We start from the raw sequence: 14,609 nt of genomic DNA, 5'->3' as shown, positions 1-14,609 counted from the left end.
TCGTACTCAGGGCCGGCGCGGGAACCGGCCGAAGTCCGGCGTGCGCTTGTCCTTGTAGGCCTCGCGGCCTTCCTTGGCCTCTTCGGAGGCGTAGAACAGCAGGTTGGCGTCGTGCGCGAGCTGCTGGATGCCGGCCAGCCCGTCCTCGGCCGCGTGGAAGCTCGCCTTGAGCATGCGCAGTGCGAACGGCGACAGCGCCAGCATCTCCCGGCACCACCGCACGGTCTCGGCCTCCAGCCCGGCCAGCGGCACGACGGTGTTGACCAGCCCCAGCTCCAGCGCCTGCCGCGCGTCGTACTGGCGGCACAGGAACCAGATCTCCTTGGCCTTGCGGGTGCCGACCAGGTTCGCGAGCAGGCCGGCGCCGAACCCGCCGTCGAAGGAGCCGACCCGCGGCCCGGTCTGCCCGAACCTGGCGTTGTCGGCGGCGATCGCCAGGTCGCACACCAGCTGCAGCACCTGTCCCCCGCCGACCGCGTAGCCCGCGACCATCGCGACCACGGGCTTGGGCAGCCGCCGGATCTGCACGTGGAGATCGGTGACGTGGAACCGGCCGGGCCTGCCGGGCTCGGACAGGTACCCGGTGTCGCCGCGCACCCGCTGGTCACCGCCGGAGCAGAAGGCGAGATCTCCTTGCCCGGTAAGGATGATCACCCCGATCGAGGTGTCCTCGCGGGCCACGTCGAGCGCGTCGGAGATCTCCACCAGCGTCTGCGGCCGGAAGGCGTTGCGCACCTCGGGGCGGCAGATGGTGATCTTGGCGATCCCGTCCCCGCTGTGCTCGAGGCGGATGTCGGCGTAGTCGCCGACCTGCTTCCAGCCGACGCTCACGCCATCGTCAATCCGCCGCTGACCGACAGGGTCTGCCCGGTGACGTACTCGGCGGCGTCGGAGGCGAAGAACGCGACCGCGGCCGCGACGTCGCTCGGCTTGGCCAGCCGCTTCATCGGCACCCCGCGCACCATCCCGGCCAGCACCTTGTCGGCGTCCTGCCCGGAGTTGTCGGCGAACTTGCGCAGCGCCGGGGTATCGGTCGGGCCAGGGCACACCGTGTTGGCCGTGACGCCCTTCGTGGCGACCTCGCGGGCCAGCGTCTTGGTGAACGCGATGATGCCGCCCTTCGCGCCCGAGTACACCGCCTCCAGCGAGGACCCGACGCGGCCGGCGTCCGAGCCGATGTTGATCACCCGGCCGAACCCGCGCTCGATCATGCCCGGCACGACGGCCTGGACGACCCGCAGCGCGCCCTTGAAGTTGATGTCCAGGATGCGGTTCCAGAAGTCCTCGTCGGTGTCGACGAACTTCATGAAGTCGTCCCAGCCCGCGTTGTTCACCACGATCTCCACCGGTCCGAGCTCCTCGGTCACGGTCTTGACCGCGGCCTGCACCGACGCGGTGTCGGTGATGTCGGCCTGCACCGCCAGCGCGGTGCCGCCCGCCTCGGTGATCGACTTCGCGGTGGCCTGGGCGGCCTCGAGGTTCAGGTCGGCGATCGCGACCCGGTACTGCTGCTCGCCCAGGGTCTGCGCGATGCCCTGCCCGATGCCCTGCGCACCGCCGGTGACGAGCGCGACGCGGTTGCTCATGTGCTTCCTCTCAGTTCCAGTTGACGGGTCCGGCCACTATCGAATGGCTGGTGAGCTTGCGGCCCAGGACGTCCTGCGCGGCGCGTGCCGCGTCGATGAGCCCGGGCAGCGACAGACCGGTTTCCACGCCCATCTCGTGGAACATGCTGACCAGGTCCTCGGTCGCGATGTTGCCGGTCGATCCGGGCGGGACCGGGCAGCCGCCCAGCTCGCCGAAGCTGGACTCGAAGCTCGCGCAGCCCACCTCCAGGGCGGCGAAGGCGTTGGCGAGGCCCTGCCCGCGGGTGTTGTGGAAGTGCGCGGTGACCTCGACGCCGGGCAGCCGGTCCAGCGCGGCGGTGAAGAACTCCGTCACGTACGCGGGGTTCGCCATGCCTGTGGTGTCGCCGAAACCGATCTCCGTCGCACCCGCCTCGGCGAACCGCTCGGCGAGGCCGAGCACCCGCTCCAGGGCGACCCTGCCCTCGTACGGGCAGCCGAACGAGGTCGCGATCACCGCCGCGCAGTCCAGGCCCTCGCCCTTGATGCGCGCGGCCATCTTCTCGTTGTCCGCCATGGTCTCGCCGACCGTGCGGTTGACGTTCTTCTTGTTGTGGGTCTCCGAGGCGGACACGAAGATCGCGGCCTCGTGGAACTTCTCCCGCACCTTCAGCGCGTTGTCCAGGCCCCTGCTGTTCGGGATCAGCACCATCAGCCGCACGTCGCCGGGCACGTCGATCCGGTTGAGCACCTCGACCCCGTCGGACAGCTGCGGGATGACGTCGGGACGCACGAAGCTCGCGACCTCGATCCGCTTGAGCCCGGTGCTCGCCAGCGCGTTGATCAGCCGCACCTTCTGCTCGGTGGGGATGTGCTCGGGCTCGTTCTGGAAACCGTCGCGCGGGCCGACCTCGCGGATGTGCACGCTGCTCGGTCGCCGGGTGGTCATGGGTGGGCTCCTCTCGACAGGGCTTCGCGGTGCTCGGGTGCGGCGATCGCGACCAGCCGTCGCGCCCGCTCGGCCAGGTCGCACCCACGCAGGTGCGCCACGCCGTACTCGGTCACCACACAGTCCACATCGGACCGGGACGTGGTGACGGCGCCGCCGTGCAGCGCCGTCACGATGGTGGAGTGCGTGCCCGAGCGGGCCCGCACGGTGATGACCGACCGGGTGCCGGTGAGCGACGCGGCGCGGGTGAAGTCGGCCTGGCCGCCGACGGCCCCGATGTAGGCGCCGCGGCGGACCTCGGCGCCGACCTGGCCGGTGAGGTCGACCTCGATGGCGGAGTTGACCGACACCAGCGACCGCAGCCGGGACAGGGTGGCCGGCGCGTGCGTGTAGCTCGCCGGCCGGAAGTGCACCGGCAGGTCCGGCAGCCGGTCGTACAGCTCGGCGGTGCCCAGCGCGGCGCCGGTGACGATGACGCCGCGGTCGATCTCCTTGCGGGCGCCGGTCAGCACGCCCTTCTCCACCAGCCGCAGCACGCCGTCGGAGATCATGCCGGAGTGGAAGCCCAGGTCGGAGTGCCCGGCCAGGCAGTCCAGCACCGCGGAGGGCAGCGACCCGACGCCCATCTGCAGCGTGTCGCCGTCCGAGATCAGCCCGGCGACGTGCCGGGCGATCGCCAGTTCCGCGTCGTCCGGCTCCTTGGCCGGTGCCTCGGCCAGCGGCCGGTCGGTCTCGACCACGGCGGCGAAGCGGCCGACCGGGATGCGCGGCGTGCCCGTGGTGGCGGGCATCCGCTGGTTGATCTCGGCCAGCAGCACCGGCGTGTGCTCGACGGCGTCGGCGGCGTAGTCGGCGCCGACGCCGAGGGAGCACAGCCCGTCCGCGTCCGGCGGGGAGACCTGGACGAACCCGACGTCGGACGGCAGCGCGCCCTCGGCGAACATCGCGGGCAGCGCCGAGTAGTGGCACGGCAGCACGGTGAGCCGTCCGGCGCGGCTGACGCGGCGCAGCTCGCCGAGCGCGCCGTAGGACACCAGCGACAGCTGCTCGGGCAGCTCCCGGGTGAGCCGCTGGTCCCAGGTCAGCCCGCAGAACGCGCGGTGGCGGCCGAGTTCGCCGAGCTGGTCGAGCAGGGCGTGCACGAGCGGGGTGGGCTCGGCACTGGCCTGGCCCCACCAGATTCCGGCGCCCTCCGGGATGTGGCGCTTGAGGTCGATCATCCGTCGAGCCGCTGGATCAGGGTCGCCGTGCCGAGGCCGCCGCCGCAGCACATCGTGACCAGGCCCAGCTCCGCGTCACGGCGCTCCAGCTCGGCCAGGATCGTGGCCATCAGCCGGGCACCGGTCGCGCCGACCGGATGCCCGAGTGCGATCGCGCCGCCGTTGACGTTGACCCGTTCCATGTCCGGCTTCAGCTCGCGCTCCCAGGCCAGGACCACGGAGCTGAACGCCTCGTTGATCTCGACCAGATCGATGTCGTCGATGGTCAGCCCGTTGCGCTGCAGCAGTTTCCGGGTCGCCGGGATCGGGCCGGTGAGCATGATGACCGGATCCACGCCGACCGTGGTCTGGTCGAGGATGCGCGCCCGCGGGCGCAGTCCGTGTTCGGCGGCCGCGGCACGGGAGGCCAGCACCACGGCGGCCGCGCCGTCCGAGATCGGCGACGAGCTGCCCGCCGTGATCCGCCCGTTTTCCTTGCGGAAGGCGGGTTTGAGGCTCGCCAGCTTCTCCAGGTCGGTACCGGGCCGGATGCTCTGGTCGCCGCGCAGCTCACCGAAGGGCACGGTTTCGGCGTCGAACCGGCCCGCCTCCAGCGCTTCGGACGCCAGCCGGTGCGAGCGGACCGCGAACTCGTCCATCTCGGTGCGCCCGATGTCCCAGCGGTCGGCGATCAGCTCGGCACTTTCGCCCTGGTGCACAAAGGAATACAGCTCGCGCAGCTCTTCGGGCCACGGATCGCCGTACAGCTCGGAGATCTTCACCGGCGAGTCGATCGGGACGTGTCCCATGTGCTCGACACCGCCCGCGATGACGAGGTCGTGCGTGCCGGACCCGATCAGCCCGGCGCCCATCGCGATCGCCGTCTGCGCCGAGCCGCAGCGCCGGTCCAGCGTCACCGCGGGCACCTCGGGCGGGTACCCGGCCTGCAGCCACGCGTTGCGGCCGATGTTGCGGGACTGCTCACCGAACGGCGCGGTGCAGCCGATCACCAGGTCCTCGACCGCGCCGGGCTCGATGCCGGCCCGCGAGACGAGCTCGGTGTAGCAGGCGGCCAGCATCGCGTTCGGATGCGTGTCGCGGTACCAGCCGCGCTCGGGGTGGGACTTGCCGATCGGCGTGCGCACGGCCTCGGCGAGCAGGACCTCGCGCCCGGCCGCGAGCATGGGGCTCTTCGTGTGCTTGCTCATCACATCACCGTCCCGCCGTCGACCGGCAGCACCTGGCCGGTGATGTAGCCCGCCGCGGGCGAGGCCAGGAACACGAAGCTGCCCGCGATCTCGTCCGGAGCCGCCCAGCGGCCGAGCGGGATGCGCGCGAGCGTCTTCGCGGCCAGCTTCTCGTTGCCGCGGATGTTCTCCGTCATCGCCGTGGCCGCGAGCGGCGCGAGCGCGTTGACCGTGACCTGCCGCCGGGCCAGCTCCTTGGCCAGCGACTTGGTCAGGCCGATGATCCCGGCCTTCGCGGCGCCGTAGTTCGCCTGGCCGATCGTGCCCTCCAGCCCGGCGGCGGAGGTGACGTTGATGATCCGCCCGCTGCCGTCATCCGGCAGGTAGGGCAGCACCGCCTTGCTGCACACGAAGCTGCCGACCAGGTGGATGTCGACGATGCGCCGGAACGCCTCCTCGGTCAGCTTCGGGAACATCGCGGGCGCGATCGCCCCGGCGTTGTTGACCAGGATGTGCAGCTTCCCGTCCCCGAGCGCCGCCGCCTGCGCGGCCGCCTCCGCCGCGGTGGCCGCGTCGCGGACGTCGAGCGCCCGGTACTCGGCCGCGTCGCCGATGCTCTCCGCGGTCGCCTTCGCGGCCTGCTCGTCGATGTCGGTGACGAGCACGCGCGCCCCGGCGTCGGCGAACGCGCGGGCGACGGCGGCGCCGATGCCGCCGCCGGCGCCGGTCACGAGCGCGGATCGGTTGTCCAGACGGAACATCAGTAGCTCCTCGGCAGTCCGAGCACGTGTGAGCCGAGGTAGTTCAGGACCATCTCCTGGCTCAGCGGTGCGATCTTGAGCAGGCGGGCCTCGCGGAAGTAGCGCGAGACGTGGTACTCCTCCGAATACCCCATGCCGCCGTGGGTCTGCAGTGCGCGGTCCGCGGCCTGGAAGCCGGCGTCGGCGCACAGGTACTTCGCCGTGTTGGCCTCGCGGCCGCACGGCTTGCCGTTGTCGTAGAGCCAGGTCGCCTTGCGCAGGGCCAGTTCCGCGGCGTCGAGGCGGGCGAGGGAGTCCGCGAGCGGGAACTGCAGGCCCTGGTTCATCCCGATGGGACGGCCGAACACCTCTCGCTCGTTGCCGTAGCGGACCGCCGCCCGCAGCGCCGCCCTGCCGAGGCCGAGCGCCTCGGCGGCGACCAGCATCCGCTCGGGGTTGAGGCCGTCGAGGATGTACTTGAAACCCTGCCCCTCCTCGCCGACCCGGTCCTCGACCGGGATCCGCAGGTCGTCGATGAACAGCTCGTTCGAGGTGACGGCGTTGCGGCCCATCTTGCGGATCGGCCGGATGTCCACTTTCGACCGGTCGAGGTCGGTGAGGAACAGCGTGAGGCCGTCGGTCTTCTTCTTGGCGTCCTCGAACTTGGTGGTCCGGGTCAGCAGCAGGATCTTCTCCGACTCCACGGCCTTGGAGATCCACACCTTGCGCCCGTTCACGACGTACTCGTCGCCCTCCCGGCGCGCGAAGGTCGTGATGCGCGTGGTGTCCAGGCCCGCCCCGGGCTCGGTGACGCCGAAGCAGACGTGCAGGTCCCCGCTGACGATGCGCGGCAGCGTGCGCTGCTTGAGCTCCTCGGAGCCGTGCACGATCACCGGGTGCATGCCGAAGATCGACAGGTGCATCGAGCTGGCGGCGTTCATCCCGCCACCGGAGGCCGACACCTCCTCCAGCAGCAGCGCCGCCTCGGTGATGCCGAAGCCGTGCCCGCCGTACTCCTCCGGCGTGGTGATGCCGAGCCAACCACCCTGGGCGAAGGCGTTGTAGAACTCGGTGGGGAACTCGTGCGCCGCGTCCTTCTCGAGCCAGTACTGGTCGTCGAACTTACGGGCCAGCTCGGCCACCGCCTGGCGAATGGTCGCCTGGTCCTCGGTCAGTGCAAAGTCCACCGCTGCTCTCCCACCCGACATTGGATTTGGCCCAACTATAACAAAGGACGGACCAAAACTATAGAACCGCGGGCACCAGCGGCAGTGCCGCCGCGAGACGCTCGTTCCACTCCGCCGCCGACCCGAACAGGCGGCTGTCGAGCTTGGCGCGCTTGTAGAACAGCTGCAGGTCGTGCTCCCACGTGTAGCCGATCGCGCCGTGCAGGGTCAGCGCGCTGTCCGCGGTCCCGGCGGCCGACCCGCACACCTGGGCCTTCGCCGCCGCCGCGTGCAGCGGGAAGTCCTCGTGCTCCTGCTCGACGGACGCGGCCGCGTAGTAGACGAGCGACCGTGCGGACTCGACCGCGACCAGCATCGTGGCGGCGGCGTGCTTGACCGCCTGGAACGAGCCGATGGGCACGCCGAACTGGTGGCGCTGCTTGCTGTACTCCACGGCCAGTTCGAGCATCCGCTCGCTCGCGCCGAGGCTGTCCGCCGCGACGAGGACGGCCGCCCGCAAGGCGAGCCGGTCCAGTTCGGCCACCGCGTCCACCGGCAGCGCCGTGCCCCGTACCCCCTCGAACACGACGTCGGCCACCGAGCGACTGCGGTCGAGCAGAGCGCGCCGGGTCAGCCGCGCGTCCGCGGCGTCGACGAGGTACAGCCGGCCGCTCGCGGGCACCACGAACTTCGCCGCCCGGTCGGCGGCGAGGACCAGCGACACCGTCCCGGTCAGCACGGCGCCGTCGGCGACCACCGAGCCGGGGGAACCGACCGGCTTGTCCGCGTTCACCGCGAGCACGGCGAACTCGCCCCCGCTCAGGCAGGCCCGCGCGACCTCGGGCGGCAACACGGGAACGGCAAGCACGGACGCCAGCCACGCCGAGGACGGCGCGGCCGAGCGGCCGAGCTGCTCGGCCGCCAGTGCGAGCTCGAGCAGGCCGCCGCCCTGCCCGCCGAGCGGTTCCGGGGAGCCGACCGAGAACCAGCCCTCCTCGACGAACCGCCGCTCGAACGCGGCGGCGGCACCGGCGGCGAACCGGCCGCGCACCGCCTCGGCGGCGAACCGGTCGAGCCACCCCCGGAAGGAGTCCCGGAACAGCTCCTGGTCTTCGGTCAACGTCCAGCGCATCTTTTGCCTTTCACCGATCACGCCGCGCGGGCTGGTGCACTACCTCGCGGCAAGGAAAGAATGGTATATTCGGTCAGACCGTTAGCCCAAAATGTGGGGAGACTGACATGGCGGGCACCCGCCCCCCTGCCACCAAGACCAGCCGTTCCACGATGCACCTGACCCCGATGGAGGTGCCCAAGGCCTCCGACGTGCTCGCCGACGACCTGCGGGAGCGCATCCTCGAGGGCGACTTCGAGGAGGGCACCGCGCTGCCGACCGAGCGCGAGCTGGTCGCGCAGACGCAGATGAGCCGGACCACCGTGCGGGAGGCCCTGCGCATCCTCGAGGTCCAGGGCCTGGTGCGGATCAAGGCCGGCCGCGGCGGCGGCGCGTTCGTGCAGCGCCCGGGGAAGGACTCGGTGGCCAGCTCGGTCAACCTGCTCATCCGCGGGCAGCAGGTCCGGCTCGCCGCGCTGCTGGAGACCCGCGAGGCGATCGAGCCCTACTGCGCGAAGCTGGCCGCCCGCAACCGCACCGACGCCGACCTGGCTCGCCTCGACGCCGCCAACGAGGCCATCGCCGACGGGGAGGGCAGCCTCGCCGACTTCCTGCAGGCCAACGTCGACTGGCACGTCGCCGTCGCCACCGCGAGCCACAACGAGCTGCTCACCGGGCTGATGACCGCGCTGTCGACCGCGATCTACGCGGCCACCGAGAACGAGGCGTTCGTCGACGACGAGGTCCGCCGCACCACCGTGCGGGCGCACCGCTCCATCACCGCGGCGATCAAGGGCCAGGACCCCGACGGCGCGGTCCGCCGGATGACCCGGCACGTGCACTCCTACGCCGAGGCCGTGCTCGAGGTCGAGGAACGCACCGAGATCCCGGTTCCCGGCAACGGCTGAGCGGGGCGGGTCAGGGGTGGACAACGGCCCTGATCTCCGCGACGGCCTCGGGGTTCTCGGCGCCGGACAGGTCGCCGGGGTCGGCGCCGAGCACCGCGGCCCGCACCGCTCGGCGCAGGATCTTCGCCGAGCGGGTCTTGGGCAGCTGCCCGACCCGGTGCACGACGGCGGGCGCGAACGGCTTGCCCAGCTCCTCGGCCACCATCTCGCGCAGCTTCGCCGACACGTCCTCCCCCGCGCCGGGCCGGGGCACCCAGAACGCCCACACGGCTTCGCCCTTCTTCGGGTCCGGCACGCCGACCGCCGCCGCCTCCGCGACCGCGGGGTGCGTGGCCAGCACCGCCTCCACCTCGGCCGGGGCGAGCCGCTTGCCCGCGATGTTCATGACGTCGTCGGAGCGGCCGCGGATGAACCACTGGCCGTCGGGGTCGACGAGCGCGTAGTCGCCGTGCCGCCACATGCCGGGGAAGGTCGACCAGTAGGCCTCGAGGTAGCGCTCGTCGTCCTTCCACACGCCGCGGGTCATCGCCGGCCAGGGCTGGCGGCAGACCAGCTCGCCCACCTCGCCCCGGACCGGCTGCCCGTCGTCGTCGACCACGTCCACGTCCATCCCCAGCGACGGACCGCCGAGCGAGCAGCTGCGGATCGGCTCCACCGGGTAGGGCGCGAGGAACGAGCCGCCGACCTCGGTGCCGCCGGAGAAGTTGATGATCGGCACCCGGCCGCCGAACACGTCGCGGGCCAGCCATTCGTAGGAGTCCGGGTCCCACGGCTCGCCGGTCGAGCCGAGCACGTGCACCGACGACAGGTCGAACCCGCTCAGGTCGGTGCCCTCGCTCGTGCGCAGGGTGCGGATGAGCGTCGGCGACACGCCGAGCATGCGGACCCGGTGGCGTTCCGCGAGCCGCCACAGCCGGTCCAGGCCCGGCACGTCCGGGGAACCCTCGTACAGCAACAGGCTCCCGCCGTTGGCGTGCGTGCCGAAGATCGACAGCGGGCCCATGATCCAGCCCATGTCGGTGACCCAGCAGAAGACGCCGCCGGGGCCGAGGTCGAAGGAGTAGGCGACCTCGGCGGCGGTCTTCACCAGGAACCCGGCGTGGGTGTGCACCGCGCCCTTGGGCTTGCCGGTGGTGCCCGAGGTGTAGGCGAGCAGCAGGGTGTCCGTGGCGCGCATCGCCTCGGCCGGACCGGGGTCGCCGCCGGGCAGCCCGGACCACGGCACGTCCTTCGGCGACGAGGTCTTCGGTTCGGGGTCGAGGTTGCCGACCAGCACCACGTGCCGCACCGAGGGACAGGCTGCCAGCGCCTCGTCGAGCAGGGGCTTCATCGCCACCTCGCGACGGCGCCGCACGGTGCCGTCGGCGACGATCACGGCCTTCGCGTCGGCGTCCCGCAGCCGGGAGGCGATCGCCGTCGGCGCGAAGCCGGAGAACAGCGGCACGAGCACCGCGCCGAGCCGGGCCACGGCGTAACACGCGACGACGGCCTCCGGGATCATCGGCAGGAACAGCCCGACCGCGTCACCACGGCCGATGCCCAGCGCGCGCAGCCCGGCCGCCACCCGCTCGGCCTCGGCGGCCAGCTCGCCGAAGGTGAGCGTGCGGACGGTGCCGTCCTCGGCCTCGTGCACCACCGCGGGACGCTCGGGCGCCGTCCCGGCCCACCGGGTCAGGCAGGCGTCGACGATGTTGAGCTCGCCGCCGGGGAACCAGTCGGGCCACTCGATCCCGCGCGAGAGGTCGGCGACGCGGGTGTACGGCGTGCGGAACGGCAGGCCCAGGTCGCGTACCACGGCGTCCCAGTACCACTCGATGTCCGCGACCGACCGGGCCCGCAGCCCGGCCAGCGAGTCGAGGCCGTGCGCGCGGGCGAGCCGCGTGACGTTGGCGTTCTCGATGTAGTCCTCGGTGGGTACCCAGGTGTAGACCACGATGTCAGCTCCTCGGCATGCCGAGCATCCGCTCGGCCACGATGTTGCGCTGGATGAAGGTGGAGCCGCCGGCGATGGCGGTGCCGCGCGCCTGGTAGGTCAGCCGCAGCCAGCGGGAGGCCTCGGCGAGCTCGTCGTCGAGCCCGAACTGGCCGCCGAGCGGCTCCAGCGACAGCCGGAAGTCGGCCAGCTCCTCGACCAGGGGGCAGAAGTACAGCTTGCCGATCGAGGTGACCGGTCCGGGCGGGCCGCCCTCGGCGGCGAGGGTGACGACCCGCTGGCCGATCAGCCGGTGGGTCAGCGCGCGGCCGTAGAGGTCGGCCACCCGCTGCCGGACCGCCGGGTCCGCGCCGAGCGGACCCCCGTCCTCGCCGGTGCGCCCGGCGATGTCGGCGATGATGTCCGCGACCGCGCGCTGGGTGTTGACCCGGCCGGTCGCGATCGCGACGCGCTCGTAGCCGAGCGTGCCCATGGCGACCCGCCAGCCGCCGTCGACCTCGCCGACCACCAGCTCGTCGGGGACGAAGACCCCGTCGAGGAAGACCTCGTTGAACTCGGCCTCGCCGAGCATGTGCGCCAGCGGCCGGACGGTGACGCCCGGGCTGTCCATCGGCAGCAGGAAGTACGTGATGCCCTTGTGCCGCGGGCCGCCGCCGGTGCGGGCGAGCAGGATCGCGTGCGCGGCCAGCTGCGCCCGGCTGGTCCAGATCTTCTGCCCGTCGATCCGCCAGCCACCGTCCACCTTGGTCGCCCTGGTGCGCAGCGAGGCGAGGTCGGACCCGGCGTCGGGCTCGGAGAACAGCTGGCACCAGATCTCGTCGCCGGTCAGGATCGGGCGCAGGAAACGCTCCTTCTGCGCCTCGGTGCCGAAGTCCGCGATCGTGGGGCCCGCGAAGTCCTCACCGATGATGTTGAGCCGCTCCGGCGCGCCGGCGCGGTCGGTCTCCTCGGTGAACACGGCACGCAGCTTCTCGTCCACGCCGCGGCCGCCGTACTCCTTCGGCCAGGACAGCCCGGCGTACCCGGCCTCGAACAGCATCTGCTGCCACTGCCGCCAGAACGGCAGCTTCCCCTCCAGACCGGGCGGCTCGGGCCAGGGCAGCTTCGGCAGTGCGCCGGCGAGCCAGTCCCTGATCTCCGCCCGGAACAGGGCCTCCTCGGGTGAGTCCGCGAGATCCATTGCCAACCCTTCACCTAGTTACGGGCCAATGATAATATAGGTCGGACCAAAAGGGGAGGGCCGGTGGACATCCTGGACGAAGTCGCCTTCGACGTCGAACGCGGGAAGATCCGCGAGTTCGCGGCGGCGACCCGCGCCGAAGATCCCGTGCACACCGACGCCGAAGCCGCTCGTGCGGCCGGGTTCCCGGACGTGCCGGCCACCGCGACCCACGTCGTCGTCGCCGGGCACCACCGCGACCAGCGCGGGTTCGTCGACAGGCTGGGGCTGGCGTTCGAGCGGGTGGTCGTGGGCTCGGTGAGGTGGACGTACCTGCGTCCGCTGTGCGGCGGCGACTCGCTGCGCGGCGTCCGGCGGGTGGCCGACGACGTGCGCAAGCGCGGCCTGCGCTTCGTGACCCTGGAGACCGACTACCTCGACGCGTCCGGCGAATGCGCCGTGCGGGTGCGCGAGGTCCTGATCGAACGAGGAGAACGGTGAGAAACCCCGTCGCCGCCGGACCCGGCCAGTCGCTTCCCGGGCGGGAGATCGGCCCGGTCACCCAGACCGACATCGTGCGCTTCGCCGGCGCCGGCGGGGACTTCAACCCGTTGCACCACGATCCGGAGTTCGCCAGGGCGGCCGGGTTCCCCGGGGTACTCGCGATGGGCCAGATGCACGCCGGGATGCTCGCCGCCTGGCTGACCGACTGGTGCGGCGTGGAGCATCTGCGCGAGTACGAGGTGCGTTTCGTGGCTCCGGTCTTCCCCGGCGACGTCCTGCGGTTCTCCGGTGAGGTCGCCGAGGTGCGCGACGGCGCCGCGGACCTGACCCTGCGGGCGACCCGCGGCGAGGACGAGGTCCTGCGGGCGACGGCCCGGATCGCCGTTGCCGGAGGCGGTGCTTGAGCCGGACGAGGCCGCGCTGATCGCGTCCACCTAACCGGGCCGGGCGGCCGCCTCGTCGACGAGCTTCTGCGGCCACACCGCGGCGCGGCGCCCGTGCAGGGTGGTGACGTCGAAGTCCACCTCACACCCTGGTCTCGGCCGCCTCGAGCTTGGCCGTGATGTCCGCGCGCAGCCGGTGCTTCTGGATCTTGCCGGTGGCCGTCATCGGCAGCTCCGACACGACCTCCAGGCGCTCCGGCATCTTCTGGATCGCCAGCCCCCGGCTGAGCAGGAACTCCTTGACCTGCTCCAGTGTCACGTTCCCGTGCCCCGGCTTCGGCACCAGGTACAGGCAGATCCGCTCGCCGAGCCTGCGGTCGGGCATGCCGACCACGGCCGCCGCGGCGACCGCGGGATGCCCGGTCAGCAGGTCCTCCACCTGGCGCACGCTGATGTTCATGCCGCCGCGGATCACGATGTCCTTGAGCCGCCCGGTGACCCGCACGTACCCGTCGGCGTCCATCACCCCGAGGTCGCCCGAGCGCGAGTAGCCCTCCGGCGTGAACAGCGCCGCGGTCTCGGCGGGATTGCCGATGTACTCCAGCATGTGCATCGGGCCGCGGTAGGCGATGTCGCCCTCCTGCCCGCGGGGCACCTCCTTCCCCGCGGGGTCGACGATCTTCACCGAGCTGCCGGGCAGCACCCGTCCGTCCGAGGTGAGCGAGCGCGCGGGGTCGTCGTCGAGGGTGCACATGGTCGTGGTGACGTTCTCGGTGCGCCCGTACAGGCTCAGCACCCGGCAGCCGGGCAGCAGCTTCCGCGTCTGCTCGACGAACGCGGCGGGAATCGGCGCCCCGGCCGCGACCCACAGCCGCAGGCTGCTCGCGTCGTGCACAGCCGGGTCGTAGACGTCCGTCAGCATCTGCAGGAACGTCGTCGCCGTCACCGCGATGGTGCAGCCGAACCGGCGGATGTGCTCCAGCCCGGCCTTCGGCTCCCAGGCCGCCATCAGGTGCGAGGCGGCGCCGTGCATCAGCGGCAGCAGGATGCTCGTCACCAGCCCGGTGGTGTGCGTGACCGGCGACGGTCCGAACTGGACGTCCGCGTCGGTGTAGCCAAAACCCTTGGCCAGCAACCGGGAACCGCAGGCCATGGTGTTGAACGTGTGCAGGCAGCCCTTCGGCCGCGAGGTGGTGCCCGAGCTGTAGACGATCACGAAGTGGTCGTCCGGGCCGGCCCCGGGCCCGATCTCCGCGGCGGCCACCTCCGGGTCGACGTCGGCCACCAGCTCCGTGAACGGAGTCGCGCCCTCGACCTCGCCGCGCACCACGACGACGGTCTCCAGATCCGGGACGTCCTGGCGGATCTGCTGGTACATCGCGACGTAGTCGAACTTCTTGAAGGTGTGGCAGGTGATCGCCATCCGGGCGCCGGCGTTGCGGACGATGTAGCCGACCTCGTCCAGGCGGTAGATCGGCATGATCGGGACCATGATCGCGCCGAGCCGCGACAGCGCCACCACGATCTGGCCGAACTCGACCCAGTTCGGGATCTGCACGCACACGCGGTCGCCGCGCGAAACCCCGGCGCGGCGCAGGCCGGCCGCCAGGCGCAGCGCGCCGTCGCGCAGCTCGCGGAACGTCAGCGAGCGGGTGTCGTCGGTCAGGAACACCTTGTCCGGGCGGAGTTCCACCTGCTGCTCCAGCAGCTCGAACAGGCTCTCCGCGCACCAGCGACCGGTGGCGTAGAACTGCTCGATCTCCTCGGCCGAGTAGCGATCCGTGAGCCGCGCGAACGTCATGAGC

14 protein-coding genes are annotated in these 14,609 nt (G+C 71.8%); 3 read left to right on the top strand and 11 right to left on the bottom strand.

Annotated features, from left to right (window positions below; genetic code table 11):
• Positions 1–6 precede the first annotated feature (6 nt).
• The 8 genes from menB to LWP59_RS12785 are packed head-to-tail and all read right to left on the bottom strand — an operon-like array spanning position 7 to position 7,938.
• Complete coding sequence (gene menB, locus LWP59_RS12820; RefSeq protein ID WP_144633318.1) at positions 7–831, bottom strand: 1,4-dihydroxy-2-naphthoyl-CoA synthase; 825 nt, start codon at positions 829–831, stop codon at positions 7–9.
• Positions 828–1,586 (bottom strand): SDR family NAD(P)-dependent oxidoreductase, encoded by a 759-nt coding sequence (locus LWP59_RS12815; protein WP_144633315.1) that lies wholly within the window; start codon positions 1,584–1,586, stop codon positions 828–830. Before LWP59_RS12815 ends, menB begins: the two co-directional genes overlap by 4 nt.
• Positions 1,587–1,596: 10 nt before the next feature.
• Entirely contained in the window at positions 1,597–2,514 is a 918-nt protein-coding gene (locus LWP59_RS12810) for a hydroxymethylglutaryl-CoA lyase (protein WP_144633312.1), read from the bottom strand.
• Positions 2,511–3,734, bottom strand: coding sequence for an acetyl-CoA hydrolase/transferase family protein (locus tag LWP59_RS12805; RefSeq protein ID WP_144633309.1), 1,224 nt, complete (start codon positions 3,732–3,734; stop codon positions 2,511–2,513). Before LWP59_RS12805 ends, LWP59_RS12810 begins: the two co-directional genes overlap by 4 nt.
• Positions 3,731–4,921 (bottom strand): thiolase family protein, encoded by a 1,191-nt coding sequence (locus tag LWP59_RS12800; RefSeq protein WP_144633306.1) that lies wholly within the window; start codon positions 4,919–4,921, stop codon positions 3,731–3,733. Before LWP59_RS12800 ends, LWP59_RS12805 begins: the two co-directional genes overlap by 4 nt.
• Positions 4,921–5,661: an SDR family NAD(P)-dependent oxidoreductase gene (locus LWP59_RS12795; RefSeq protein WP_144633303.1), complete on the bottom strand. Its 741-nt coding sequence runs from the start codon at positions 5,659–5,661 to the stop codon at positions 4,921–4,923. The genes LWP59_RS12800 and LWP59_RS12795 overlap by 1 nt, the downstream gene beginning before the upstream one ends.
• Positions 5,661–6,827 carry an acyl-CoA dehydrogenase family protein gene (locus LWP59_RS12790; RefSeq protein WP_144633300.1) on the bottom strand — a complete coding sequence of 389 codons (1,167 nt, stop codon included), beginning with the start codon at positions 6,825–6,827 and terminating at the stop codon, positions 5,661–5,663. The genes LWP59_RS12795 and LWP59_RS12790 overlap by 1 nt, the downstream gene beginning before the upstream one ends.
• 58 nt (positions 6,828–6,885) lie before the next feature.
• Positions 6,886–7,938, bottom strand: coding sequence for an acyl-CoA dehydrogenase family protein (locus tag LWP59_RS12785; protein ID WP_144633297.1), 1,053 nt, complete (start codon positions 7,936–7,938; stop codon positions 6,886–6,888).
• A 107-nt stretch (positions 7,939–8,045) separates the two neighbouring features.
• On the opposite strand from LWP59_RS12785, the gene LWP59_RS12780 reads away from it, so the two are divergent.
• Positions 8,046–8,825 (top strand): FadR/GntR family transcriptional regulator, encoded by a 780-nt coding sequence (locus LWP59_RS12780; protein ID WP_222425410.1) that lies wholly within the window; start codon positions 8,046–8,048, stop codon positions 8,823–8,825.
• Positions 8,826–8,835: 10 nt separating this feature from the next.
• On the opposite strand, the gene LWP59_RS12775 is transcribed toward LWP59_RS12780, so the two are convergent.
• A complete protein-coding gene (locus tag LWP59_RS12775; RefSeq protein WP_229857996.1) occupies positions 8,836–10,758 on the bottom strand; it encodes an AMP-binding protein in 1,923 nt (640 codons plus the stop codon).
• A gap of 4 nt (positions 10,759–10,762) precedes the next feature.
• Positions 10,763–11,938, bottom strand: a complete 1,176-nt coding sequence (locus LWP59_RS12770) for an acyl-CoA dehydrogenase family protein (RefSeq protein ID WP_144633290.1) — start codon at positions 11,936–11,938, stop codon at positions 10,763–10,765.
• 63 nt (positions 11,939–12,001) lie between these two features.
• Between LWP59_RS12770 and LWP59_RS12765 the strand changes: the two genes are divergently transcribed.
• Both LWP59_RS12765 and LWP59_RS12760 read left to right on the top strand, forming a co-directional pair.
• Positions 12,002–12,418, top strand: a complete 417-nt coding sequence (locus LWP59_RS12765; protein WP_222425409.1) for an FAS1-like dehydratase domain-containing protein — start codon at positions 12,002–12,004, stop codon at positions 12,416–12,418.
• A complete protein-coding gene (locus LWP59_RS12760; protein WP_222425408.1) occupies positions 12,415–12,825 on the top strand; it encodes a MaoC family dehydratase in 411 nt (136 codons plus the stop codon). Before LWP59_RS12765 ends, LWP59_RS12760 begins: the two co-directional genes overlap by 4 nt.
• Positions 12,826–12,946: 121 nt before the next feature.
• Here LWP59_RS12760 and LWP59_RS12755 read toward each other — a convergent pair whose 3' ends face one another.
• Complete coding sequence (locus LWP59_RS12755; protein WP_144633284.1) at positions 12,947–14,605, bottom strand: AMP-binding protein; 1,659 nt, start codon at positions 14,603–14,605, stop codon at positions 12,947–12,949.
• Between the last annotated feature and the right edge of the window lie 4 nt (positions 14,606–14,609).

It is taken from the genome of Amycolatopsis acidiphila (genome assembly GCF_021391495.1).
Classification (GTDB): Bacteria; Actinomycetota; Actinomycetes; order Mycobacteriales; family Pseudonocardiaceae; genus Amycolatopsis_E; species Amycolatopsis_E acidiphila.
This window is presented reverse-complemented; position numbering and strand designations above follow the sequence as displayed.